Below are 24,047 nucleotides of genomic sequence, written 5' to 3' on the forward strand. Positions count from 1 at the left end.
AGCGGGCATAATCGGCGGCCCGCCAGTCCGTCGAGGCGTCCATGCGTCTTCTCCTGCGCGCGAGCGCGCTGCTCGCCTCGATCTGTCTTTCGGCGGGGTCCGCTGTGGCCTGCGAACGCGGCGTCGTCTACGAGGATCGCAACGGCGACGGTGTGCAAGGCCGCGGCGAGCCGGGCCTGGCCGGTGTGCGTGTTTCGGACGGGGTGCGCATCGTCCGGACCGACGCGACGGGCCGCTACACCGGCCTCGACGCGGGGCGGCCGCTGGTCTTCGTGATCAAGCCGCCCGGCTACACGGTGGCGCGTGACGGGGCCCTGCCGCGGTTCTGGCGCCCCGCTGCGGCAGGCGACGACGCCTGTGCGTTCGCGCTGCGGGCGGCCCGCGACGCGGCGGCGCTCGACGTGCTGGTGTTCGCCGACCCGCAGGCGGGGCGAGCGGCGGAAGTGGACTATTACGCGCGATCGGTCATCCCCGCCGCGCGCCGCGTGCCCGCGGCCCTGGGTCTGACCCTCGGCGACATCGGCAACGACGTGCCGGCCCTGTATCCCGCGATCAATGCCGCTACCGCGCAGCTGGACGTGCCGTGGCTGCATCTGCCCGGCAACCATGATCTGGATTTCGAGGCCGGCGACGATCCCGCATCGACGGCCTCCTACCGCGCGGTCTACGGTCCGGAGACCTACGCCTGGGAAGAGGCCGGGGCGAGCGTGCTGATGCTCGACAACGTCGTCTACCAGCCCGGTGCACGACCGGCCTACATCGGTGGCCTGCGCGAGGACCAGTTCGCCTTCGTCGAGGCCTATCTCGCGACCGCCCGCCGGGATCGCCTGCTGGTGGTCGGTGCCCACATTCCCTGGTTCGACACTGCGGCGACCGGTGCGGCCGAGACCGTGCGCAGCGCCGACCGCGCGCGCCTGTTCGCGCTGCTGCAGCGCTTCCCGAACGTGCTGCTGCTCAGCGGACACCGGCACACCCAGCGCCATGTCTGGCACACCGCGGACACCGGCTGGCACGGCGAACGGCCCCTGCACGAATACAACGTCGGCGCGGTCAGTGGCGCGTTCTGGAGCGGTGCGCCGGATGCGGACGGCATTCCGGCCGCGACGATGGCCGATGGCACGCCCAACGGATTCGCCACACTGCAGGTGACGGCGACGGGCGCCTACGGCCTGGACTGGCATCCGGCCCGGGTGCCGGAGGGCGATCCGTCGAGCACGCCGGCGATGGCCCTGCATGCGCCGCAGGTGTTGCGCCGGGGGGCGTACCCGGCCTGGGGCGTCTACGCCAACGTGTACATGGGTCACTCCGAGACGCGGGTCGAGTACCGCGTCGATGGCGGCGCGTGGCAGCCCATGCGCCGCGTCGATCGGGCGGATCCCCGGCTCGTGATGGAGAACGTCCGCGACGATGCCGCTCCCGCGCTGCGCGGGCTCGACCGGTCTCCCGAGGCCGAGCTGTCGCCCCATCTGTGGCGTGGTGCGTTGCCGACCGGGCTCGACGTCGGCGTGCACCGCATCGACGTGCGCGCCTTCGATTCCTGGCACGGGGTGCGCGGTGCGAGCACGTCGTACCGCCTGGACGCCTGGGACGGCGAATGACACGACCGTCGCCGGACGCTGCCTGCACGCACGGGCAGCGTCGCGCGGCGCGCCCTTCAGTCGATCGGGTAGGGATAGTCCGCCGCCGGCACCGGCGCGAGGGTCGCCAGCCACCGCGCGAGCTGCGGCCGGACGCGCTTGCCGACGTCGATCTGCGGGCGCGAGGGCGTGAAGCCGAGCGCCGACTCGCGCGCCGCGACGGCCCGTGACGCGGCCTGGAACGCCGCTGCGAAGTCCCGATCGGCATTGAGCCCGTCCAGCAGCCAGGCATGGCCGAAGAACGTGATCGACGATTCGCTGCCGCACCCGAAGGACGGTCTGTCGGCCCGGGCCGCGGTGATCAGCAAGGTGTCGGGCGAACGCAGGGCGGGCACGAACCCCCCGGAGTAACACGCCGACACCACCACGACACGGGTGCCCGTATGCACTGCATCCAGCATCGCGCGCAGTTGCTTCGGCGCCAGGCTCTCGTCGACATGCGGCGGCCAGGTCAGCCCGAGGCGATGGTCGGGCGCGCCGTGCATGGTGAGATAGAGCAGCAGGAGGTCCTGCGGGCGCATGCGACGGCCCAGCGCCTCGAGGGCGTGGCGCAGGGCATCGCCGGTGGCCAGGGGGCGCGGCACCACGGTCAGGCTCTCGACGTGGTTCACCAGCGACAGCGTGCGCGCGCTCGCGCCCAGCCTGGGCGCGACGCCGGTCTCGAGGAACCGCACTTCGTTGCGGAAGACGTCCTCGGTGCCGTCGCCGGCGACGCCGACGACATACAGCACGGGCGCCTCGTCATCGGCGTCCGGCATCGCCGCGACCGCGGCATCGATCAGGGCACGGTCGCGGACCACGTCGGCCGCATGCGCGGCGATCGGCCAGGGCGCGCAGGCGAAGGCCAGCAGGACGAGGGCGAGCGCGCGCGCGGCGCGCACACTTCCCGAACCGCTCCCGGGCAACCAGTGCATGCGCCTGGCCCCTCAGCGCGCCACGTCGACGGCGGCGAACGAGGTCACCCGACGGTGGCCGTTGGCCGCCGCCGCGTCGCGCGGCTCGGGATAATCGTCCAGGCGGTCCACCAGCATCGTGCGCAGGCCCGCTTCGCGCGCGGCGTCGAGTTCGGCGACCACGTCCGACAGGAACAGGATGTCGGCCGGGGCCACTGCCAGGGCATCGGCAATGCGCGTGTAGCTGGCGGCGTCGCGTTTGCCGCCGATCTCGGTGTCGAACCAGGCCGAGACGAGCGGCGTGAGATCACCGGCGTCGCTGTGTCCGAAGAACAGCCGCTGCGCGGGCACGGAGCCGGACGAATATACGGCCAGGCGGTGCCCGTCGGCATGCCAGCGCTGCAGCGCGACGGCCGCGTCCGGATAGATGTGCGCGGTGAAATCGGCCTCGTGGTACCCCGCTTCCCAGATCATTCCCTGCAGTGCCTTGAGCGCGGTGTGCTTGCGATCGGTGTCGATCCAGCCCTGCAGGGTCTCGACGATCACCCCGTCGTCGCAGGCCGCGCCGAGCTCGGTGGCGACGGCATCCAGCCAGCGACGCACGCCGGGTTCGCGGCCGCGCGCTGCGACGAAGCCCGGCAGGGCACGCCGGGCATAGGGGAAGAGCACATCCTTGACGAAGGAGATACTGCTGGTGGTGCCTTCGATATCAGTCAGGATCATCGCTACTGCTCGCGGACCGGGTGCGGAATGATGCCATCGCGCTGCGGGATGCGTATGGCAGCCCGTGCAGACGCGGGCGCGATCGTGTACGGGGACAGTGGTGCCGGCGCACGTCCGGTCGCGATCAGGACGGCTCGGGCCGCGCCGTGCCGGTGGCCGGCGCGGCGGGCGCCACGAGGATGGTCGGCGCACGTCTGGCGTGACCGGATGGGACGGTGCCGGGCGTCACGGCCGCACGCACGCGGCCACGCCCGGGCATCGGCGTCGCTCAGTCGCGCAGCGCGGCGTCGTAGCGCGGAAACTTCTGCGCGATGTCGGAGCCGGTGAAATGGCCGATCCAGCCGTCCGGCTGCTCGAAGAAGCGGATCGCGACGAATCGCGGTTCCGGACCCATGTCGAACCAGTGGGTCACGCCGTCGGGCACGCCGATCAGGTCGTCCTTGACGCATTCGATCTCGTAGACCTTGCCCTCGACGTGAAGCGTGAAGAGTCCCGAGCCGTCGACGAAGAACCGCACCTCGTCCTCGTTGTGGAAATGCTCCTCGAGAAACTTCGCGCGCAGTTCGTCGCGCTTGGGGTTGTCCGGCGCGATGCTGATCACGTCCACGGTATTGAAGCCGCGCTCGGCGCTGATGCGGTCGATATCGGACTTGTAAGCCGCGATCACCTCGTCCTGGCTGGCGCCCGCGGCCACCGGCTGCGCAGCCTGCCAGCGCTCGAAGGTCACGCCGATGGTCTGCAGCTCGCGCGCGATGGCGTCGCCGTCGCGGCTGTCGAACAGCGGCGTGTCCGGGGCGGTGTCGTCGAAGATGCGGAGGCGGCTCATGGCGGTCTGGCTCGGCGCGGCGGGGGCGGTCCAGCCTAGCAAAGCCCTCCGGCGCGAACGTTGACCGCAGCGGAACGCGGGTGTTCCATGCGACGCCGCAAACCGGGCGCGGCCCAGCGGGTCACATGCCGGCGCGCGCGCCCAGCCGTCGCAGCTCGAGTTCGCAGTGCAGCAGGAAATCGAAGGCTTCGAGATGGCGCCGCGCCTCGGCCATGTCCCGGCCCCAGGCGTACAGTCCGTGGCCGTCGATGAGGTAGCCCCACATCGGCTGCGCATCGAGCAGGGCGTCCACCTGCGCCGCCAGCGTCGGCATGTGCTGGCTGTTGGGCAGCACCGGGATGTCGATCGCAGCCTCGTGGGTCGCATTGCCGGCGAAGGCCTTGAGCAACTCGTAGCCCTCGATGCGGATCCGGCCCGCGCCCGCGAACAGCCGCGAGGCGACCGTCTGGTTGGGCGAATGCGTGTGCAGGATGCAACCGACCTCGGCGAAGCGCCGGTAGAGCTGGGTGTGCAGGAGGGTCTCGGCCGAGGGACGGTGGTCGCTGCCGACGGCGGCTCCGTCGAAGTCGACCACCATGATGTCGTCCTCCTTCAGCCGGCCCTTGTCGCGCCCGGAAACGGTGATCGCGGCGTGGCGGTCGTCGAGGCGACGCGAGAAGTTGCTGCTGGTCGCGGGTGTCCAGCCGGCCTGGGCCAGCTCGCGGATGTTGACGATCAGCTCGCCCGCGAGTTCCCGCAGGCGGTGTCCGTCATAGGGCGGGGTGGAAGTGCTCATGCCACCGATTCTAGCCGACCCGGGCGGGCCTCCCGCGCGGCATGCACGCGGGCGTCAGGCGAGCGCGCGCACCAGCACCACCAGCACCAGCAGGGGCGCCACCACGCGCAGCAGCCAGCGCCACGTCGTGAACAGCGCTTCCGGCATGTCGGAGAGCTGCTCGCGGAGCAGCGTGCGATTGAGCACCCAGCCGGTGAACAGCGCGATCATCAGTCCGCCGAGCGGCAGCATGATGTCGTTGGCGACGAGTTCGATGAAGCCCATGATGTCGCGACCGAAGATCCGCACGTGCGACCAGACATTGAGCGACAGCACCGACAGCAGGCCCAGCAACCAGCACAGGCCGGCCATCGAGAGGGCCGCCACCTTGCGCCGCTTCACGCCGAACTTTTCCACCAGGAACGCGGTGGCGGGTTCGAGCAGCGAGATCGACGAAGTCCATGCCGCGACCGACAGCAGGCCGAAGAACAGCAGGCCGTAGAGGGCGCCGATCGACATCGCGGCGAAGGCCAGCGGCAGGGAGGTGAAGATCAGCCCCGGGCCGCCGCCGGCGGGATCGAGGCCGAACGACAGCACGATCGGAAAGATCGCCATGCCGGCGAGCAGGGCGACCGCGGTGTCGGTCAACGCGACCGCGATGCCCACGCGCGGGATCGATACGCCCTCGCGCGGCAGGTAGGCACCGTAGGTCATCATCGTGCACATGCCGAGGCTCAGCGAGAAGAACGCCTGGCCCATCGCGCGCAGGAACACGTTGCCGTCGATCTCCGACCAGTCCGGCCGGAACAGGAAGCTGATCGCCTGGCCCATGTAGCCGGTGCTCAGGCCGTAGCCCACCAGCGCCAGCAGCAGCAGGAACAGGGCCGGCATCAGGAAGCGCACGGCGCGCTCGAGTCCCTTTTCCACGCCCATCGCGACCACCGCGACCGTCAACAGCATGAAGAGCGCGTGCCAGAAGGTCAGCTCCAGCGGATCCGCGAGCAGCGCCGAGAACGTCGCGCCCGGGTCGGTGATGCCGGCGCCGCCGAAGAGCTGCTTGAGGTAGCGCCAGGCGTAATGCAGGGTCCAGCCGGCGACCACGCTGTAGAAACTCAGGATCAGGATGCCGGCGACGATGCCGATCCAGCCGATGCCCACCCATGCCCGTCCGGTGCCGCTGTCGCGTGCGAGATTGCGCAGGGTGTTGATCGGGCTCATGCGGCCGTGCCGGCCGATCAGCACCTCGGCCATCAGGATCGGCAGGCCGACCAGCGCGATGCAGGCCAGGTACACCAGCACGAACGCGCCGCCCCCGTTGTCGGACGTCATGTACGGGAACCGCCAGATGTTGCCCAGGCCCACCGCCGAACCGGTGGCGGCCAGGATGAACATCAGGCGCGAGGACCACATGCCGTGGATGGAGGTTGTCGTGCTCATGGCGGATCCGGAAAGGAGTGGGCAGCGGGCGGCGCGGTGCGGTCAGCCGCGTGAGGCGGGCGTATCCGTCGCCGGTGCATCGGATGGAACAGCGGCCGCGTCCGGCAGCCGCAGGATCTTGAAGCCGGCACACGCCAGCACCACGGCCACCATCGGGCTGACCAGGTTGAAGAAGGCGTAGGGCAGGTAGTCGAGCGTGGCGACGCCGAGTGTCGCGGCCATGTAGGCGCCACAGGTGTTCCAGGGGATCAACGGCGAGGTCATCGTGCCGGCATCCTCGAGCGCGCGCGACAGGTTCACCGGATCCAGTCCGCGCCGGCGGTACTCCGGCTGGAACAACCGCCCGGTCAGCACGATCGACATGTACTGGTCCGCGGTGACCACGTTGGCGCCGAACGCGGTGGCGAGGGTCGAGGCGACCAGGGCACCGGTCGAGCGCGCCGCCTTGAGCACGCTGCGGATCATCCGTTCGAGCAGGCCGGTGCGCTCCATCACCGCGCCGAAGCCCATCGCGCAGATCACCAGCCACACGGTGTTGAGCATGCTCGACATGCCGCCGCGCTGCAGCAGCTCGTCCAGCGCCGCGTTGCCGGTGTCGACGCTGTAGCCGTCGAACAGCGCCGTCCATGCCCCCGAAAGCAGGGCCATCGGCCGGGACAGGCCCTCGTTGTCCGCCAGTGCGACCACGACCTCCGGCTGGAACACGACCGCGAACAGGCCGCCGAGCAGGGCGCCGACCATGATCGTGGGAAAGGCCGGGAAGCGCAGCATGGCCAGCGCGAACACCACCAGCATCGGCAGCAGCAGATACCAGCCGAGGGTGAACCGCGCGTCGAGCAACGCGGGCAGGTCGCCGAAGGCGGCGCCCGCGCCGTCGCCGCGCGCGCCGAGCCCGATGATCGTGAAGAGCACCAGGGCGATCAGGATGCTCGGTCCGGTCGTCCAGATCATGTGCCGGATGTGCGCGAACAGCTCGCTGCCGGCCGCGGCCGGCGCGATGTTGGTGGTGTCCGACAGCGGCGACATCTTGTCGCCGAAGTACGCCCCCGAGATCACCGCGCCCGCGGTGATCGGAAGCGACATGTCCAGGCCCTGGGCCACGCCGATGAGCGCCACGCCGAGCGTGCCGGCCACGGTCCACGAACTGCCGATGGTCAGCGCGACGATCGCACAGATCAGGCAGGTCGCCGGATAGAAGTACGCCGGGTGGAGCAGCTTCATGCCCAGCACGATCATCGTCGGCACCGTGCCGCTGAGGATCCACGTACCGATCAGCGCGCCGACCGCCAGCAGGATGAAGATCGGCACGATCGCGAGCGACACGCCCTGCACCAGTGCCTGCTGGATCTCGTCCCAGGCCAGCCCGTTGCGCAGCCCGATGATCGCCGCGATGCCCGCCGCCAGCAGCAGCGAGATCTGGTTCGCGCCGTACGACGAATCATCGGCGTACAGATAGACCGCCGCGCCCAGCGCCACCGCCAGGAACAGCAGCGGCGTCAGTGCCTGCAGGAGGGTCGGCTGGCGCTCGGCGGTGGCGTTCATGCCGTCTCGGGGGTCTTGCGGTAGTCACGGATCTCGCCGCTGCGCAGCCGCGCCATGTAGCTGCGCAGTTCGCGGCGGATGAGTGGTGCGAGCAGGTAGACGCCGATCAGGTTGGGCACCGACATCGCCAGGATCATCGCGTCTGAGAAGTCGATCACGACGCCCAGGTTCGCCGACGCACCGATGACCACGAACGCGCAGAACACGAACTTGTAGGCCAGGCTGACCGGACGCGACTCGCCGAACAGATAGCAGGTGGCCTTCTCGCCGTAGTACGACCAGGTGAGCATGGTCGAGAACGCGAACAGGAACACCGAGACCGCCAGCAGGTAGGGAAACCACGACAGCACCGACGCATAGGCCATGGAAGTCAGCTGCACGCCGTCGCCGACGCCTTCCACCTGGTACATGCCGGTGATCACGATCACCAGTGCGGTCATGGTGCAGATCACCACGGTGTCGATGAAGGGCTCCCACAGCGCGACCAGGCCCTCGGACACCGGCTCGCGGGTGCGCGAGGCCGAATGCGCGATCGCCGCCGAGCCCACGCCGGCCTCGTTGGAGAACGCCGCGCGGCGGAAGCCCTGGATCAGCACGCCGATGAAGCCGCCGTAGCCGGCCTCGGGGGTGAACGCGCCAGAGACGATGGCCTGCAGCGCGGGCACCACGTTGGCGAAATCCGCGACGATGATGAAAGCGCCGCAGGCGAAGTAGAGCAGCGCCATCAACGGCACCAGCTTGCCGGTGACCCGCGCGATGCTCTTCAGGCCGCCGATGATGACCACAGCCACCAGCACCGCCATGCCCAGGCCGAAGATCCAGCCGTTGCCGGCCAGCACGCTGTTGGCGCCACCGCTGACCAGCTGCATCTGCTGGAAGGTCTGGTTGACCTGGAACATGTTGCCGGCGCCGAGCGAGCCGCCGATGCAGCACAGCGCGAACACCACCGCCAACACCTTGCCGAGCCCGGCCAGGCGGGGACGCTGCTCGGCGATGCCCTGGCTGAGGTAGTACATCGGTCCGCCGGAGATCGTGCCGTCGGGATTGATGCGCCGGAACTTCACGCCCAGCGTGCACTCGGCGAACTTCGAGCTCATGCCCAGCAGGCCGGCGACGATCATCCAGAACGTGGCGCCAGGGCCACCGATACTGATCGCGATGGCGACGCCGGCGATGTTGCCGAGGCCCACCGTGCCCGACAGCGCGGTCGCCAGCGCCTGGAAGTGGCTGACTTCGCCGGTGTCGCCGGGGCGGGAGAAATCGCCGCGGATCAGCCGGAAGCCCTGGCCGAAGCCGCGGATGTTGATGAAGCCGAAGTAGACCGTGCAGAACACCGCGGCGATCACCAGCCACAGCACGACGAACGGCATGCTCGCGCCGAAACCGATCGGCACCGGGTGGAACACCAGCCACGACACGATGTCGGCGACCGGTGCGAAGGCGTTGTTGATCGCCTGGTCGAGTCCGCTGGGCGCGGGGGCCGCGAGCGCCGACGCGGGCAGCGCCGCGAGCAGGAGAAAGGAAGACAGGGCCGCCAGGGCGCGGCGGATCACGCGGCGCTCCGCGCGGAACACGGACGCAGACGGCACGACCCGCACGCGCGAGCGCGGCGGTGGAGACGATCGCAACGGCTCAAAGGGCCCCCTGTCGGACGATGGAAACGCCGCCGTACCTTGCCAAAGCGCGCCGTGGACCACAAGCGCAGGTGCAGCATGGACGGGGATAATGGCGACCCACGCCCACCAGCGCACGTCATGTCCTTGCCCACCGACACCGCCGCCCTCGAACGCGCACTGCACCGGTACGGCGCCCACCATCCCGACGAGGCGGCCACGGTCGCGCAGTTCCTCGAATTGCTGGAAGACCCCTTCGATGCCTTCGTGCGCGAACGGCGGGAAGGCCATTTCACCGCGTCCGCCTTCGTGGTCGCCCGGGACGGCGGGCGCACCCTGCTCACCCATCACCGCAAGCTCGGTCTCTGGCTACAGCCGGGCGGGCACGCCGACGGGGACCGCGACCTGTCCCGCGTGGCGTTGCGCGAAACACAGGAGGAAACCGGCCTGCGCGATGTCCGGGTGGTGCCGGTGATCTTCGATCTCGACCGGCATCGCATCCCCGGATACGGGGACGTGCCCGCCCACTGGCACTACGACGTGCGCTACGTGGTGCATGCCGGCGCCGACGAGCGGTTCGTGGTCAGCGACGAGTCGCACGCGCTGGCCTGGGTGGCGATCGCGGACGTGGCCGCGGATCCAACCTACGACGTCTCCCTGCGACGCATGGCGCGGCGCTGGATCGAAGGGTCGCGGCAGGCCTGCTGAGCGCCCCGCGCACGCCGGAGGCGCGTGCGCCCGTGACACGTTGCGGCCGCTGGGCGAAGCAACCACCATCGCACGCATGCACATGCCACCGGATCCAGCGCCGCCGATCGTGGGCGTACTCGAAACCGCCCTCTACGTCGACGACATGGCGCGATCGGTCGACTTCTTCGCGAACGTGCTCGGACTTGCGGTGATGCTTCGAACCGAACGGCTCACCGCCTTCGATGCCGGCGCGCGCAGCGTGCTGCTGGTCTTCGCGCGTGGCGGATCAGTCGACGACGTCTGCGGCGAGCGCGGTACGGTGCCCGGCCACGACGGGTCCGGGCCGCTGCACATGGCCCTGCGCATCGACGCCGATGCCTACGCCGACTGGAAAGCCCGCCTCAACGCGCACGCCGTGCCGATCCGCGGCGAAATGACGTGGCCTGCGGGCGGGCGCAGCCTCTATTTCGAGGATCCGGACGGCCACGTGCTGGAACTCGCCACGCCCGGCCTGTGGCGCAACTACTGACGCGAGCGGCCTCGTTCAATACAGGACCCGCGTGCGCAGCGTGCCGTCGATCTTCGACAGCTCGCTGCGCAGGTGCGCGGCCTGGTCGCCGCTCGCCGAGACGTCGATGACCACGTAGCCGACGTTGGCGGTCGTGCGCAGGTACTGGCCGTCGATGTTGATCGACTCGCGCGAGAACACCTCGTTGATCTTCGACAACACGCCCGGCACGTTTCGGTGCAGATGCAGCAGCCGATGACTTCCATCGTGCTCCGGCAGGGTGACCTCGGGAAAGTTCACCGCCGACAAGGTGCTGCCGTTGTCGCTGTAGCGCACGAGCTTGGCCGCCACCTCGACCCCGATGTTGTCCTGCGCCTCCAGTGTGCTGCCGCCGACGTGCGGGGTGAGCAGGACATTGTCGTGGCCGAGGAGCGGCGATTCGAAGGCGTCGTCGTTGCCCTTGGGCTCCACCGGGAACACGTCGATCGCCGCGCCGCCGACCTGGCCGCTGCGCAGCGCGGCATCGAGCGCGTCGATGTCGACCACGGTGCCGCGCGAGGCGTTGATCAGGTGGGCGCCGGGCTTCATGGCCGCGAGTTCGGCGGCGCCGAACATCAGTCGGGTCGCGGGTGTTTCCGGGACGTGCAGCGTCACCACGTCGCTGCGCGCGAGCAGATCGTCGAGGCTCCCGGCGCTGCGCGCATTGCCGAGCGACAGCTTGGTCTCGATGTCGTGGAACAGCACCTGCATGCCCAGCGATTCGGCCAGCACGCCGACCTGGGTGCCGATGTGGCCGTAGCCGACGATGCCCAGCGTCTTGCCGCGTGCCTCGTGGCTGCCGAGCGCGGACTTGCTCCAGCCGCCGCGGTGGCACTGCGCGTTCTTCTGCGGGATGCCGCGGAGCAGCATGATCGCCTCGGCCACCACCAGCTCGGCGACGCTGCGGGTGTTGGAATAGGGCGCATTGAACACGGGGATGCCGGCCAGTTCCGCGGCCTCGAGATCCACCTGGTTGGTGCCGATGCAGAAGCAGCCGATCGCCATCAGCCGACGGGCCTCGGCCAGCACCTCGGCCGTCAGCTCGGTGCGCGAGCGGATGCCGACGATGTGCGCTTCCGCGATGCGCGCGCGCAGCTGGTCTTCGGGCAGCGACTTCGGGTGCACGTCGATCTGGGTGTACCCGGCGGCCTGGAAGACCTCGATCGCGCTCTGGCTCACGCCTTCGAGCAGCAGCACGCGGATGTCGGCCTTGGGGAACGAAGTCTTCATCGGTGCACGGCGCCTTCGACGGGGCGCCACATGGTGCCAGAAGCGCCGCCCGCACGCGGCGGCGCGCTGGACGCGGGCAGGACCGGCTGGCAGGCTGGCCTCCCCCTCGATTCCGGCGCCCCTGCATGTACGACGCGCGCATTTCCAGCCTGCAGGCCGCGGTGCCCGCACTGCAGGTGCTGACCGATCCGACCGATCTGGCGCACTACGGCGTCGACTGGACCCGGCGCTGGACGCCGGCGCCGCTGGCGATCGCGCTGCCGGCCGATGTCGCTCAGGTCCAGGCGGTGATGCGCTGGGCGCATGCGCAGGGCGTGGCCGTGGTGCCCTCGGGCGGGCGCACCGGGCTGTCGGGCGGGGCGGTCGCCGCGAACGGTGAACTGGTGCTCAGCCTGCAGCGCATGAACAAGGTGCTCGGCTTCGATGCCGTCGACCGGCTGCTGACCGTACAGGCCGGCGCCGCGCTGGAAACCGTGCACGAGGCCGCGCGCACGCACGGGCTGCAGTATCCGGTGGACTTCGCCGCGCGTGGGTCTTGCACGATCGGCGGCAACATCGCCACCAACGCCGGCGGCATCCGGGTGGTGCGCTACGGCAACACGCGCGAGTGGGTGGCCGGGGTCAAGCTGGTCACCGGCACCGGCGAGCTGCTGGACCTCAACCGCGGCCTGGTCAAGAACTCCAGCGGCTACGACCTGCGCCATCTCGCGGTCGCGTCGGAGGGCACGCTCGGCGTGATCGTCGAAGCCACGTTGCGGCTGGCCGAGCCGGCGCCCGCCACGCGGGTGATGCTGCTCGCGCTGCCGTCGTTCGACGTGCTGATGCAGGTGTTCCAGGCGCTGCGCGAGCGGCTCGGGCTGGAGGCTTTCGAGTTCTTCACCGACCGCGCGCTGCATCACGTGGTCGCCCACGGCGCGCAGCCGCCGTTCGACACCGCGTATCCGTTCTACGTGGTGGCCGAGTTCGCCAGCGAGGGCGAGGCCGGCGAGGTCGCGCTGCTGTCGGCGTTCGAGCATTGCGTGGAGCAGGGCTGGGTCGAGGACGGCGTGATCAGCCACGGCGACACCCAGGCCGCGCAGCTGTGGCGGCTGCGCGAGGGCATCACCGAGAGCCTGGCGCCCTACGTGCCCTACAAGAACGACGTGTCGGTGCGGGTGTCGGCGATGCCGGCCTTCCTGGCCGAGACCCAGGCGCTGCTGGCGGCGGAGTATCCGCAGTTCGACGTGGTCTGGTTCGGGCACATCGGCGACGGCAACCTGCACATCAACGTGCTCAAGCCCGAGGCGATGGCGAACCCGGACTTCGTGATCGAATGCGAGCGCGTGACCAAGCTGCTCGCGGCGACGCTCGAGCGGCACGGCGGCAGCATTTCGGCCGAGCACGGCATCGGCCTGGTCAAGAAGCCGTACCTGCGTTCGACCCGCAGCGACGCGGAGATCGCGGTGATGCGCGGCATCAAGGCCGCGCTCGATCCGGCCGGCATCCTGAATCCGGGCAAGCTGTTCGATCCCTGAGCGCCGCGCGTGCGATGCGCAGGCGCGCCGTGGGCCTCGTGTAAAGTCGGGCGCCCCTGCCCGGAGATGCCCCGATGTCCCGTCCGCTGCTCGCCTGCGCCCTGATCGCCCTGTCGTCGCCCGCGTTCGCCGGCAGTTTCGCCGGCACCACCGGCGGTGCGTCCGCGGCGGGATCGTCGGCGTCGAGCGGCAGCACGTCGGGCAACGACAAGGTCGTGGTGCAGGCGCGCGAGGACGCGGCGGGCTTCGTCGCCAGCGACGGCCGGATACGCGGCGTGCAGCTGGAAGCGGCCCTGCGCCACCTGCGTGCGACGAGCGACGCGGCGCGCGCCGCCAGCGATCTCGAACTTGCGCAGGCGATCCTCGCGCACTAGGCGGGCGGGCGTCCGCTCCGGCGTGTTCCGGCGGGTCGTCGTGCACGTGGCGGGATCCGGGGCGATGCGTGTCGACGCGGCGTTTCGTGGTGGCCGCGTGCCGGCGTCGGCGTGCGTTCTCTTCGGTGCGCGACCGGAATGACGGCATCGGGCTCCGTGGTCGGCATGCTGGTGCGCGTGATCGTCGTTCTGCTGGCGTGCGCTGCCGGCAGCGACGCCGGCGCATCGTGGCGCTGGCAGTTCGACGCCGAGGGCCGGGCGCCGCTCGATGCGGCGCAGCAAGCCGCGTCCGCGCAGATCTTCGAGACCGCGTTCGCGACGTTGCCGCCCGCGTGGCGCGCCGCCGATGGCCTCGATGTCCGCGTGCAGTGGCGCGACGATCTGCGCGACGGCGTGCACGGGCACGCCCGGGGTGATCGGGTCCTGCTGCGCCGTGCGCTGCTCGACGCATGGATCGCCGCAGGCCCGGAGGCCGCAACGGCGTCGCCGCCGCGGCGCGCGGCGCTCGCCGCCGTCGTGCACGAACTCGCCCACCGCTACGACCGCTCGCCGCACGGCGGCCTGTCGCGCGATGGCCGGCTACGTGATCTGGCCGGCTGGCCGGTCCGACCGCTGCGCTTCGGCCTGCGCACGCGCGACAACGCGATGTCCGACCGCAGCCCGGATCGCTACGAGCTGACATCGCCGGCCGAGTTCGTCGCGGTCAACCTCGAGCATTTCCTGCTCGATCCGGAGTACGCGTGCCGGCGTCCGGCGCTGCACGCCTATTTCGCCGCCCACTTCGCGTGGGCGCCCGACGCGGCGGCCTGCGATCCGGTGTTGCCGTTCGTCGAGGCCGAGTCCGTCGACGACACGGAGGCCGCCTCGTCGCCGCTGCCGGGCCTGGACCCGGCACGCGTGTACGCCGTCGATTACCTGCTCGCCGAAGGCAACGCCCGGCCGATGAGCCGCTGGGGCCACAGCATGTTGCGGCTGGTGGTCTGCGCCCCGGGACGCGCACCGGGGCCGGACTGCCGCTACGACCTCACCCACCATCGTGTGCTGTCGTTCCGTGCATTCGTGGACGACGTGCAGATCTCCAGCCTGCGCGGCCTGACCGGGCGCTATCCCTCCCGGTTGTTCGAGCTGCCGCTCGACCAGGTCGTCGAGGAGTACACCAAGCTGGAACTGCGTGGCCTGCAATCGATCCCGCTGGGTTTGTCGCCCGACGAGATCGCGGCGCTGCTGAACCACGCGGCGACGCTTCACTGGAGCTACGACGGCCGGTATTACTTCGTCGGCAACAACTGCGCGGTCGAGACCTGGAAGCTGCTGCAGACCGGTGTGCCGCGCCTGGCCGATGCACGCCTGCGGAGCATCACGCCGAACGGGCTGCTGCGGAACCTCGTGCGCAGCGGGGCTGCGGATCCGTCCGTCCTCGACCGCGAGGACGCGGTGCATGCCGGCTTCCATTTCCCGTCGGCCGACGCCGAATACCAGGCCTTGCTCGACATCGCGCGCAACGCCCAGCCGCTGCCGGCCGTGCGCGCCGAGGACTGGCTCGACCTCGCGCCGGACGTCCGCGCGCCCTGGCTCGCGACCGCGGAGTTGCGCGACGCCGCGGCGCTGCTCGTGCTCGAACAGGCCGCGCGGCGGCGCGAGGAGTTGCGGCTGCGTGACGTGCTCAAACGCCACCTGCTCGATGCGCGGCAGACCGCGGACGCCGCGCCGGCGGTCGCGGCCCTGCGGGCCCTGTTGGCTGCGGGCGATGGCTTCAGCCGCCCGGCCCGGTTGCTCGATGCCGGCTACGGACTGCCGCACGCGGCGGAACGGGTGGTATTGCGTCACGAGGTCCGGGCGGGCGCCGTGAGGCTGCGCGGATTGCGCGGACGGCTCGAGGAGCTGGCGCGTTCCGCCCTGTCGCCCGACGCGCAGGCGCGGATCGCGTCGCTTGACCAGAATCTCGAGACGCTGGGGTCGCGGCTGCGCGACCTGCATCGCGCGGCGGGCGGACTGCAGTTGGAATGACGGCGTGGATCGCGACGCGCGACGCTGAACTCACGCGCTGACGCGTGACGCATTCCGCAGGACGCGCATTCGCGCACGACCGCGCTCCTGCAGGTGAGGCGCGTGCCCGGTCCGCAACGGTCCGCGCCGGGAACCGTCGTGGCCCGCATACCGCAAACCGAACGCCGCGCGTTCGGTTTCGCGCTGCAGAAGCGCGCGTGCGCGCGATGCCGTGTGCAGCACGCCCGTTCGTGGGCAAGCACGCGCCTACCGGTGCAGAGTGGCCCCTTGTCCCGGACGGTCCGCGCCGGGGATCGGCCGTGCCCTGTGGACCGTGAGCCGCACGGCGGGCATTCAAGTTCATCCTCCAACCGCGCGCCGGCGCACGATGCAGTCCACAGGACGCGTGTTCGCGTGCGAGCGCGCGCCTGCAGAGGCAGCGTGCGGCTGGCCTGGAGCGGCCCACGCCGTGGGCCGGCCGGGTCCCGCAGTGCGCGGACCGCACACCGTAGGTTCGGCGTTCGGTTTCGTGCTTCAGGCGCGCGATGCGTTCAATGTGCAGCCGCCAGTGGCGCGCGCGGGCGCTGCTGCAGGTTCCAGCGTGGTGCGGGGTGCAGGTGCCCCGGGACGAGGCGACGTCCCGCAGGCGGCTGGATTCCGCTTCGGCGAGAAGGCGCGCTGGCTCGCGAGACACTGATCGCGCCCGGATCGTGGCGTACGGACGACCGCGAGTCACTACGCATTCCGACGCGCGTAAGGTGCCCCAGGCCGCACACGCGTGCGGCGTCAGGCGGCTTCAGGTACCCGGTCCGGGCGTTTCAGTCCGCGCGGCCGCCGAATTCGCCGGTCGTGGTGTTGACCCAGACGCGTTCGCCGTTGGTGATGTACTCGGGCACCTGGATCTCGATGCCGGTATTGAGCACGGCCGGCTTCGGGCGCTTGGTCGCGGTGCCGCCCTTGAGTTCCGGCGGCGTGTCGACGACTTCGAGCACCACGCTCTGCGGCAGTTGCAGGCCGACGGGGGCATCGTCGATCACCTGCACGAAGCAGCCGGTCAGGCCGTCGGTGATGTAGCCCGCGCCGTCGCCGACGACGTTCGCGTCCAGCGTGTACTGGGTGAAGTCCTCGTCGTCCATGAACACGAACGCATCGCCGTCCTTGTACGAGAAGCTGGCCTGGCGGCGGGCGAGATCGACCTCGCGCAGTTCGTCGTCGCCGTCGAAGCTGGCGTCGGTCTTGGTGCCGCCCGGCACGCTGTACATCGTGAAGCGGAAGCGCACGTTGCCGCCGCGGCCCTGCGGCGAGCTGCGCTCGATGTCGCGCACCTGGTACACGCCGTTGTTGTGTTCGACCACGTTTCCTTTCTTGACGTCGTAGGCTTTCATCGCTGTTCGCTGATAGAGGGTGAAGAGGATGCCGCGCCGCGACCGGCGTCGGGGTTGCGGAGGTAGAGCCGCAGATTGGGATAGTCGATGACCGCGCCGCCGCGCTCGAGCACGTCGGCGCCGAGCACGCCGTCGACCGCAGCCTCGCCGCGGCGCACAAACGCCGCATTGACGTGGTCGAGCGGCATCACGTGCACGGTGAACGCCTCGTCGCGGTAGTCGCCGATGCGCAGGCGGCTGTCGGGCAATGCCTCGATCGCGACGCCCGCGCCGCCGGCACCGGTGGCGACGCCGCCGGCCACGGCCGCACGGCCTTCGTCGAAACGCGACTGCGCGGCGCGGTCGATCACGGTGCGGCCTGCACCGGTGTCGAGGATGAAGACGCCCGGCACGTCATTGACCCGCATCTCGACGGTCAGATGCGCGTCACCGTGCCGGCGCATCGGCACCGACGCGTAGCCGCCGGCTTCGAGCGCCGTGGCCACGCCGGCCGGCACCGCGTTCTGCGCGGCGACGGGCGTGCAGGCGAGCGCCGCCGCCAGGGCGCCGGTCCACAGTGTCCGCACAGGCAGGCGTGCCGGCATTTACTTCGGCGCGAGCCGCACCGCGCCGTCGAGGCGGATGGTCTCGCCGTTGAGGTAGCGGTTGCCGAGGATGTAGGCGACGAGATCGGCGAATTCCTCCGGCCGGCCGAGACGCGACGGGAACGGAATCGAGGCCGACAGCGACTGCTGCACGTCGTCGGGCATGCCGTCGACTATCGGCGTCCAGAAGATGCCCGGCGCGATCGTGTTGACGCGGATGCCGAAGCGCGCGAGTTCGCGCGCCATCGGCAGGGTCATGCCGACCACGCCGCCCTTGGAGGCCGAATACGCGGCCTGGCCGATCTGGCCTTCGTACGCGGCGACCGATGCGGTATTGACGATCACTCCGCGCTCGCCGTCCTCACCGGGCGCGTTGCGCTGCATCACCGCGGCCGCGGCCTTGGCGACATTGAAGCTGCCCACCAGGTTCACCATCACCGTGCGGCTGAAGGTCTCCAGCGGCATCGGGGCTTCGCGTCCCAGGACCCGACCGGCGCCCAGAATGCCGGCGCAGTTGATCGCCGCATTGAGGCCGCCGAGGAAGTCGCACGCGGCGTCCACGTTCGCGGCAACGCCCGCTTCGTCGGTGACGTCGGTGCGCAGGTACCGCACCTGGTCTTCGCCCAGTGCCGCGACGGCCTCCGCACCCTTGTCGTCGTTGACGTCGAACAGCACCGCCTTGCCGCCGGCCGCGATCAGTTGGCGGGCCACGGCGAGGCCGAGGCCGGACACGCCGCCGGTGACGATGGCGCGGATGGAATCGGGACGCATACGCGGTTTCTCGGGTCGGAAAGCGCGCAGTTTAACCGCTGTGCCGGCGGCACCCGGCATGCCGCGTTCAGCCGAACCGGCCGCCGCCGTCGCGCACCCGGCGCGCGAACTCGTCGGGCGACAGCCCGGGTGCGAACAGAAAGCCCTGGCCGACGGGCACGCCCAGATCGATCAGGAAACGCCGCTGCGCTTCCGATTCGACGCCCTCGGCCACAAGACCGAGACCGAGACCGCGGGCGATGCCGGCGACCGCTTCGCAGACCGCGACGTCCGAGCGGTCGTCCGGCACGCCCGATACGAAGAGCTGGCTGAGCTTGAGCCCGTGGATCGGCAGACGGCGCAGGTAGTTCAGCGCGCTGTAGCCTTCGCCGAAGTCGTCGATCGTCAGCACCACGCCCATCGCACGCAGCGCGGCGAACGTGGCCAGGGTGGCCGGCGCGTCCTCGATCAGCACGCGTTCGGTGAACTCCAGTTCCAGCGCATCGCCGGGCAGCTCGAATTCCGCGAGCACGCGGCCCACGTGCGCGGCGAGATCGTCGCCCACCAGCTGCCGGAACGAGACGTTGACCGCCACCCGGATCACGCCGAGCCCGGCGTCGCGCCAGGCCGCCGATTGCCGGCAGGCTTCGCGCAGCACCCAGGCGCCGATGCGGACGATGTCGCCGGTGGTTTCGGCATGGTCGATGAAGTGATCCGGACGCATCTCGCCCAGCTGCCGGTTGTGCCAGCGGATCAGGGCTTCGGCCGCGACGATGCGGCCCTGGAGAAGGTCGACCTGCGGCTGGTAGACGAGATGGAATTCCGCATTGTCGATCGCCCGGCGCAGATGGGTCTCCACGCGCAGGCGTTCCTGCTGACCTTCGGCCAGGGCCGGCGTGAAGCGCTGCCAGCCGTTGCGGACCCGGCGCTTGCTCTCGTACATCGCCGCGTCCGCGTTCTGGATCAGCGTCTGCGGTCGATCGCCGTCCTCGGGGGCGCGGGCGATGCCGATGCTGGCGGTGATCGTGAACTCCTCGCTGTCGAACCGGAAGCCGTCGCCGAACGCGTCGAGGATCGCGTCGGCCACGCGTTCGGCGCGGGTCGCGTCGGGCCCGGCCTCGCACACCACCAGGAACTCGTCGCCGCCGAAACGCGCGATGTTGCCGCGATCGCCTACCGCGTGACCGATCCGGTGCGCGGCCGACACCAGCAGCTCGTCGCCGGCAGCGTGGCCCAGCGCGTCGTTGACGAACTTGAAGCGGTCCAGGTCGATGTACAGCACCGCGACCGCGGCGGCGCCGGGCAGGCGCATGCGCCGCTCAAGCTCGCCGAGGATCGCATCGCGGTTGAGCAGGCCGGTCAGCGGATCGGTGCGTGCCTGCAGGCGCAGCACCTCCTCGTCGCGCTTGCTGCGGGCGATGTCCTGCAGCGTGCCGGTCAGGCGCGAGGTGGCGGGGTCGCCGTGGCGCGGCCCGCCGATCGCGCGCACCCAGAAGCCACTGCCGTCCCGACGCAGGCCCTGCAGTTCGAGGTCGAAACCCTCCCCCTGCAGCATCGCCGCGCCCAGCGCGTCGCGCAGGCGCGCGCGGTCGTCGGTGGCGAGCATCGCGGCGAATGCTTCCATCGTGGCCGGCGGCGCGTCCGCCTCGAGAATGCGCGCCGCCTCGGCGGTGAGGTGCAGGCGATCGGTGCTGCAGTCGAGCTCCCAGCCGCCGATGTGGGCCAGCGCCTGCACCCGGTCGAACATGCTGCTGTCGCGCTTCAGGGTGGTCACGTCGCTGAAGAGCGAGAGCACCTGGTGCGGGCGGTCGCCGCCGGGGGGGTATTGCGGCACCGCGGTCACCATCAGCCAGTACAGCTGGCGCCGCGCGCGGTGGTAGAGCCCCATCAGGGTGCTCTCGACCAGGCGGCCGTCGCGCAGCGCGCGCACCGGCGGAAGGTCCTCCCAGGCGAGTTCGGCGCCATCCGGCGCGATCGGGATCCAGTCGCCCAGGTTGGCGGTATCGCCGAGCGAGGTGCCCTGGCGGATCCCGAGCAGGCGCAGCGCGGCCGGGTTGCCGTAGACGAAGCGGCCCGACACGTCGTGGATCGCGATGCCCCGGTCCATCACGTCCATCAGTTCGCGGTAGCGCACCTCCGCCTCGCGGCGCTCGCTGAGGTCGCGCGCGACCGCCACCAGGCACGGCCGCCCCTCGTGCTCAAAACCGGCCGTGTGCACTTCGACCGGGAAGCGCGAGCCGTCGCCGCGCATGTTGGTGACCTCGATGACGTAGGTCCGTCCGCGGTGCACCGCATCCCAGACCGGCGCCAGATGGTCGCGCGGCAGGTCGGGATTGAGCACCTCGATCGGCTGGCCGACGATCGCGTCGCGCGGGCGCTGGTAGGCCCGCAGGCCGGCGCGGTTGAGGTCCAGCACGACACCGTCCGCGTCCAGGATGCTGACCGGGTCGGGCACCGCGTCGAACAATGCGTGGTAGCGCAGGTGGGCAGCGTCCGCGTCCGCCCGGGCCGCAAGCAGCGCCGCGTGGGCGCGGCGCAGCAGCGCGCGTGCGTGCGCGGGCAGGGCGGGGTCGGCCGCGGCGGCGGCCAGCGCATCGGGCAGTGACGCGTCCGGGTCCCCTTCGGTCAGGAGCGCGGGGTCGTCCATGCCCGGCAGCGCGGTCATCCGCGTGCGGCCAGCGCCTCGCCGACCTTGCTCTGCGTGCGGCGCCCGAGGCGCCCGGCGAGCCAGTTGCCGGTTGCGGCGAGCCGGTCGAGATCCACTCCGGTGCGCACGCCCATCCCGTGCAGCATGTACACCACGTCCTCGGTCGCCACGTTGCCGCTGGCGCCCCGGGCGTAGGGGCAACCGCCCGCGCCCGATACCGCCGCATCGATCACCGAAACGCCGTCCTCGAGGCAGGCCAGCAGGTTGGCCAGGGCCTGGCCGTAGGTGTCGTGGAAATGCACTGCGAGGGCCGGCATCGGCACCTCGGACGCGACCGCGCGCAGCATCGCCCGCGCGGCGGCCGGCGTGCCGACGCCGATGGTGTCGCCCAGCGAGACTTCATAGCAGCCCATGTCGTGGAGGGAACGCGCAACCCGGACCACATCGGCCACCGGAACCGCGCCCTGGTAAGGGCAACCGAGCACCGTCGACACGTAGCCGCGCACCCGCACGCCGTCGGCCCGGGCGCGCGCCATCACCGGGGCGAACCGCTGCAGCGATTCCTCGATGCCGGCATTGATGTTGCGCCGGTTGAAGGCCTCCGACGCCGCCGTGAACACGGCGATCTCCTCGACCCCGACCGATCGCGCGCGGTCGTAGCCGGTCTCGTTGGGCACCAGCACCGGGTAGGCGATGCCGGGCTGCCGGTCGATGCCGGCGTAGACCTCGGCCGCGTCGGCAAGCTGCGGCACCCACTTCGGGCTGACGAAACTGGTCGCCTCGATGCTGCGCAGGCCGGTGGCCGACAGCCGGTCGATCAGCACGATCTTGTCGGCCGTCGGCATCAGGGTGGCCTCGTTCTGCAGGCCGTCGCGCGGGCCGACCTCGACGATCCGCACCTCCGGCGGCAGCGCGCTCACGCCAGCACCACCAGCGTGGCGTCGGCATCGACGAATTCGCCGGCCGCGGCGCGGAGCTCGGCCACGGTGCCGTCGCGCGGGGCTTTGAGGGCGAGTTCCATCTTCATGGCTTCCATCACCAGCAGTTCCTGGCCGGCGGTCACCGTGTCCCCGGCCCGTACCCGCGTCGCGACCACGCGCCCGGGCATCGGCGCGCGTACGCGGTCGTCGGTGGACGCACTGCCCACCGCCCCGTGGCGGTCGTCGGCGAGCAGGCGAAGCTCGAGGCGGGCGTGGCCGTCGTGTACGACCAGCGTGTCGGATCCCTCGATCAGTGCGAGCCGGCGCGCATGCCCGTCGAAACGCGCGGTCAGGCCGTCTCCGTCGCGCCGCGCGCCGCGGACCGCCACCTGCTGCCCGTCGACCTCGACGTCGTAGTCGCCGGCCCGTCCGGTGATGCCGAGCAGTCGCGGCTGCCCGCGGTGCTCGAATGCGAGCCGGCGCGGCGCCGGCGCACCCAGCCGCCAGCCATCGGCCGTCGCCCAGGGTGAGGCGTCCAGGGCGTCGGCCGCGCCCTCGGCGAGCAGGGTGGCGACGGCGGCGGCCGCGAGCAGGGCCGGGTCCGGCGCGGCCGCGTCGTCGCCAGCGATGAACTCGTCGAGATGGCGGTCGAGGTAGCCGGTATCGATGCTCGCGCCGACGATCGCCGGATGCCGCACCAGCCGCTCGAGAAAGGCGATATTGGATTTCGGGCCTTCGATGGCGCACAGGGCGAGCGCTTCGCGCAGGCGGGCGAGGGCACGCGGCCGGTCCGCGTCGTGGACGATCAGCTTGGCGATCATCGGGTCGTAGAAGATGGTCACGGTGTCGCCCTCGACCACGCCGGAATCCACCCGCACGTGCGCGGACGGCGCCGGCAGGCGCAGCGTGCGCAGCCGTCCCGAACCGGGCAGGAAGCCCGCATCCGGATCCTCGGCGTAGAGCCGCACCTCGATGGCGTGGCCCTCGCGCGGCACGGCATCCTGCTCGAGCGGGAGCGCCTGGCCGGCCGCGACGCGCAATTGCCATTCCACCAGGTCCAGACCCGTCACCAGCTCGGTCACCGGGTGCTCCACCTGCAGCCGGGTGTTGATCTCCATGAAATAGAACTCGCCCGTGGGCGCGACGATGAACTCCACGGTCCCGGCGTTGGCGTAGTCGATCGCGCGCGCCGCCTGCACCGCGGCCGCGCCCATGGCCGCGCGCAGCTCGGGCGTGAGAAACGGCGACGGCGCCTCCTCGAACACCTTCTGGTAGCGGCGCTGCGCCGAGCACTCGCGCTCGCCCAGGTGGATGGCACCCCCGTGCGCGTCGCCGAAGACCTGGATCTCGATGTGCCGGGGCGATTCGATGTAGCGCTCGAGCAGCACACGGTCGCGGCCGAACGCATTCCTGGCCTCGCGCTGGCAGCTCTCGAGCGCGGGGATGAAGCCCTCGAGCGCATGCACGATGCGCATGCCCTTGCCACCGCCGCCATGCGCGGCCTTGATCATCAGCGGAAACCCGATCCGCGCTGCCTCGCGCGCAAGCGTGCCCGGGTCCTGGTCCTCGCCGGTGTAGCCGGGCACCACCGGTACGCCGGCCGCGGCCATCAGGTCCTTGGCCCCGGCCTTGCTGCCCATCTTGCGCATCGACGCCGCCGACGGGCCGATGAAGCGCAGCCCGGCGCGCTCCACCGCGTCGGCGAAGTCCGCGTTCTCGCTGAGGAAGCCGTACCCCGGGTGGATCGCCTCGGCGCCGCAGGCACGGGCGACCTCGAGGATCATCTCCCCGCGCAGGTAGCTGTCGGCCGGTTGCGGGCCGCCGATCGGCCAGGCCTCGTCCGCCTGGCGCACGTGCTGGGCGTCGGCATCGGCCTCCGAATACACCGCGATGGTGCGGATGCCGAGGCGGCGGCAGGTGCGGATGACGCGGCAGGCGATTTCGCCGCGATTGGCGATCAGGACGCTTGAGAACATCGGGACATCCGGTAAAGGG

The 24,047-nt window shown here is 70.9% G+C and carries 20 protein-coding genes; 6 read left to right on the top strand and 14 right to left on the bottom strand.

Features of this window, described 5'->3' with window-relative positions; translation table 11 throughout:
- Window positions 1-41: 41 nt before the first annotated feature.
- Window positions 42-1,598, top strand: a complete 1,557-nt coding sequence (locus H0E82_RS10220) for a calcineurin-like phosphoesterase C-terminal domain-containing protein (RefSeq protein ID WP_180545354.1) — start codon at window positions 42-44, stop codon at window positions 1,596-1,598.
- A 56-nt stretch (window positions 1,599-1,654) separates the two neighbouring features.
- Here H0E82_RS10220 and H0E82_RS10225 read toward each other — a convergent pair whose 3' ends face one another.
- The 7 genes from H0E82_RS10225 to H0E82_RS10255 form a co-directional block, all read right to left on the bottom strand.
- Window positions 1,655-2,551, bottom strand: a complete 897-nt coding sequence (locus tag H0E82_RS10225; protein ID WP_180545355.1) for a C13 family peptidase — start codon at window positions 2,549-2,551, stop codon at window positions 1,655-1,657.
- Window positions 2,552-2,563: 12 nt separating this feature from the next.
- Complete coding sequence (gene mtnC / locus H0E82_RS10230; RefSeq protein ID WP_180545356.1) at window positions 2,564-3,253, bottom strand: acireductone synthase; 690 nt, start codon at window positions 3,251-3,253, stop codon at window positions 2,564-2,566.
- Between the two features lie 268 nt (window positions 3,254-3,521).
- A complete protein-coding gene (locus H0E82_RS10235; protein ID WP_180545357.1) occupies window positions 3,522-4,079 on the bottom strand; it encodes a 1,2-dihydroxy-3-keto-5-methylthiopentene dioxygenase in 558 nt (185 codons plus the stop codon).
- A 121-nt stretch (window positions 4,080-4,200) separates the two neighbouring features.
- The gene (locus tag H0E82_RS10240; protein ID WP_180545358.1) at window positions 4,201-4,854 is read right to left on the bottom strand and encodes a methylthioribulose 1-phosphate dehydratase; all 654 of its coding nucleotides are present in this window, start codon (window positions 4,852-4,854) and stop codon (window positions 4,201-4,203) included.
- Between the two features lie 54 nt (window positions 4,855-4,908).
- Window positions 4,909-6,270: a sodium-dependent transporter gene (locus H0E82_RS10245; RefSeq protein WP_180545359.1), complete on the bottom strand. Its 1,362-nt coding sequence runs from the start codon at window positions 6,268-6,270 to the stop codon at window positions 4,909-4,911.
- A gap of 42 nt (window positions 6,271-6,312) precedes the next feature.
- Window positions 6,313-7,812 carry a Na+/H+ antiporter NhaC gene (gene nhaC / locus H0E82_RS10250; RefSeq protein ID WP_180545360.1) on the bottom strand — a complete coding sequence of 500 codons (1,500 nt, stop codon included), beginning with the start codon at window positions 7,810-7,812 and terminating at the stop codon, window positions 6,313-6,315.
- Window positions 7,809-9,365: an alanine/glycine:cation symporter family protein gene (locus H0E82_RS10255; RefSeq protein WP_219338498.1), complete on the bottom strand. Its 1,557-nt coding sequence runs from the start codon at window positions 9,363-9,365 to the stop codon at window positions 7,809-7,811. The genes nhaC and H0E82_RS10255 overlap by 4 nt, the downstream gene beginning before the upstream one ends.
- Before the next feature lie 201 nt (window positions 9,366-9,566).
- Here H0E82_RS10255 and H0E82_RS10260 point away from each other — a divergent pair, with 201 nt between their 5' ends.
- Together H0E82_RS10260 and H0E82_RS10265 are read left to right on the top strand one after the other, a co-directional pair.
- On the top strand, window positions 9,567-10,133 hold the full coding sequence (locus H0E82_RS10260; protein WP_180545362.1) for an NUDIX hydrolase: 567 nt from the start codon (window positions 9,567-9,569) through the stop codon (window positions 10,131-10,133).
- Between the two features lie 82 nt (window positions 10,134-10,215).
- Entirely contained in the window at window positions 10,216-10,644 is a 429-nt protein-coding gene (locus H0E82_RS10265) for a VOC family protein (protein WP_235974265.1), read from the top strand.
- Window positions 10,645-10,659: 15 nt separating this feature from the next.
- On the opposite strand, the gene serA is transcribed toward H0E82_RS10265, so the two are convergent.
- On the bottom strand, window positions 10,660-11,892 hold the full coding sequence (gene serA / locus H0E82_RS10270) for a phosphoglycerate dehydrogenase (protein ID WP_180545364.1): 1,233 nt from the start codon (window positions 11,890-11,892) through the stop codon (window positions 10,660-10,662).
- Window positions 11,893-12,017: 125 nt separating this feature from the next.
- On the opposite strand from serA, the gene H0E82_RS10275 reads away from it, so the two are divergent.
- The 3 genes from H0E82_RS10275 to H0E82_RS10285 all read left to right on the top strand — a co-directional run bounded on the left by H0E82_RS10275 (window position 12,018) and on the right by H0E82_RS10285 (window position 15,787).
- Window positions 12,018-13,406: an FAD-binding oxidoreductase gene (locus H0E82_RS10275; RefSeq protein WP_180545365.1), complete on the top strand. Its 1,389-nt coding sequence runs from the start codon at window positions 12,018-12,020 to the stop codon at window positions 13,404-13,406.
- Between the two features lie 74 nt (window positions 13,407-13,480).
- Window positions 13,481-13,780 carry a DUF2388 domain-containing protein gene (locus H0E82_RS10280; RefSeq protein ID WP_180545366.1) on the top strand — a complete coding sequence of 100 codons (300 nt, stop codon included), beginning with the start codon at window positions 13,481-13,483 and terminating at the stop codon, window positions 13,778-13,780.
- A gap of 138 nt (window positions 13,781-13,918) precedes the next feature.
- Complete coding sequence (locus H0E82_RS10285) at window positions 13,919-15,787, top strand: DUF7844 domain-containing protein (RefSeq protein ID WP_235974266.1); 1,869 nt, start codon at window positions 13,919-13,921, stop codon at window positions 15,785-15,787.
- A 797-nt stretch (window positions 15,788-16,584) separates the two neighbouring features.
- On the opposite strand, the gene yeiP is transcribed toward H0E82_RS10285, so the two are convergent.
- The 6 genes from yeiP to H0E82_RS10315 form a co-directional block, all read right to left on the bottom strand.
- Complete coding sequence (gene yeiP, locus H0E82_RS10290) at window positions 16,585-17,151, bottom strand: elongation factor P-like protein YeiP (protein WP_180545367.1); 567 nt, start codon at window positions 17,149-17,151, stop codon at window positions 16,585-16,587.
- Entirely contained in the window at window positions 17,148-17,735 is a 588-nt protein-coding gene (locus H0E82_RS10295) for a retropepsin-like aspartic protease (RefSeq protein ID WP_180545368.1), read from the bottom strand. The genes yeiP and H0E82_RS10295 overlap by 4 nt, the downstream gene beginning before the upstream one ends.
- Window positions 17,736-18,506 carry an SDR family NAD(P)-dependent oxidoreductase gene (locus tag H0E82_RS10300; protein WP_180545369.1) on the bottom strand — a complete coding sequence of 257 codons (771 nt, stop codon included), beginning with the start codon at window positions 18,504-18,506 and terminating at the stop codon, window positions 17,736-17,738.
- Between the two features lie 67 nt (window positions 18,507-18,573).
- The gene (locus H0E82_RS10305; RefSeq protein WP_235974267.1) at window positions 18,574-21,150 is read right to left on the bottom strand and encodes a sensor domain-containing protein; all 2,577 of its coding nucleotides are present in this window, start codon (window positions 21,148-21,150) and stop codon (window positions 18,574-18,576) included.
- Complete coding sequence (locus H0E82_RS10310; protein WP_180545574.1) at window positions 21,147-22,043, bottom strand: hydroxymethylglutaryl-CoA lyase; 897 nt, start codon at window positions 22,041-22,043, stop codon at window positions 21,147-21,149. Before H0E82_RS10310 ends, H0E82_RS10305 begins: the two co-directional genes overlap by 4 nt.
- Before the next feature lie 5 nt (window positions 22,044-22,048).
- A complete protein-coding gene (locus H0E82_RS10315; RefSeq protein WP_180545370.1) occupies window positions 22,049-24,028 on the bottom strand; it encodes an ATP-binding protein in 1,980 nt (659 codons plus the stop codon).
- Between the last annotated feature and the right edge of the window lie 19 nt (window positions 24,029-24,047).

The sequence above is a fragment of the Luteimonas deserti genome (assembly GCF_013425765.1).
In the GTDB taxonomy this organism is placed as follows: domain Bacteria; phylum Pseudomonadota; class Gammaproteobacteria; order Xanthomonadales; family Xanthomonadaceae; genus Luteimonas; species Luteimonas deserti.

Coding starts and splice junctions, on each gene's coding strand:
- H0E82_RS10220 (WP_180545354.1), top strand. CDS start 42: ATGCGTCTTCTCCTGCGCGCGAGCGCGCTGCTCGCCTCGATCTGTCTT.
- H0E82_RS10225 (WP_180545355.1), bottom strand. CDS start 2,551: ATGCACTGGTTGCCCGGGAGCGGTTCGGGAAGTGTGCGCGCCGCGCGC.
- mtnC (WP_180545356.1), bottom strand. CDS start 3,253: ATGATCCTGACTGATATCGAAGGCACCACCAGCAGTATCTCCTTCGTC.
- H0E82_RS10235 (WP_180545357.1), bottom strand. CDS start 4,079: ATGAGCCGCCTCCGCATCTTCGACGACACCGCCCCGGACACGCCGCTG.
- H0E82_RS10240 (WP_180545358.1), bottom strand. CDS start 4,854: ATGAGCACTTCCACCCCGCCCTATGACGGACACCGCCTGCGGGAACTC.
- H0E82_RS10245 (WP_180545359.1), bottom strand. CDS start 6,270: ATGAGCACGACAACCTCCATCCACGGCATGTGGTCCTCGCGCCTGATG.
- nhaC (WP_180545360.1), bottom strand. CDS start 7,812: ATGAACGCCACCGCCGAGCGCCAGCCGACCCTCCTGCAGGCACTGACG.
- H0E82_RS10260 (WP_180545362.1), top strand. CDS start 9,567: ATGTCCTTGCCCACCGACACCGCCGCCCTCGAACGCGCACTGCACCGG.
- H0E82_RS10265 (WP_235974265.1), top strand. CDS start 10,216: ATGCCACCGGATCCAGCGCCGCCGATCGTGGGCGTACTCGAAACCGCC.
- serA (WP_180545364.1), bottom strand. CDS start 11,892: ATGAAGACTTCGTTCCCCAAGGCCGACATCCGCGTGCTGCTGCTCGAA.
- H0E82_RS10275 (WP_180545365.1), top strand. CDS start 12,018: ATGTACGACGCGCGCATTTCCAGCCTGCAGGCCGCGGTGCCCGCACTG.
- H0E82_RS10280 (WP_180545366.1), top strand. CDS start 13,481: ATGTCCCGTCCGCTGCTCGCCTGCGCCCTGATCGCCCTGTCGTCGCCC.
- H0E82_RS10285 (WP_235974266.1), top strand. CDS start 13,919: ATGACGGCATCGGGCTCCGTGGTCGGCATGCTGGTGCGCGTGATCGTC.
- yeiP (WP_180545367.1), bottom strand. CDS start 17,151: ATGAAAGCCTACGACGTCAAGAAAGGAAACGTGGTCGAACACAACAAC.
- H0E82_RS10295 (WP_180545368.1), bottom strand. CDS start 17,735: ATGCCGGCACGCCTGCCTGTGCGGACACTGTGGACCGGCGCCCTGGCG.
- H0E82_RS10300 (WP_180545369.1), bottom strand. CDS start 18,506: ATGCGTCCCGATTCCATCCGCGCCATCGTCACCGGCGGCGTGTCCGGC.
- H0E82_RS10305 (WP_235974267.1), bottom strand. CDS start 21,150: ATGACCGCGCTGCCGGGCATGGACGACCCCGCGCTCCTGACCGAAGGG.
- H0E82_RS10315 (WP_180545370.1), bottom strand. CDS start 24,028: ATGTTCTCAAGCGTCCTGATCGCCAATCGCGGCGAAATCGCCTGCCGC.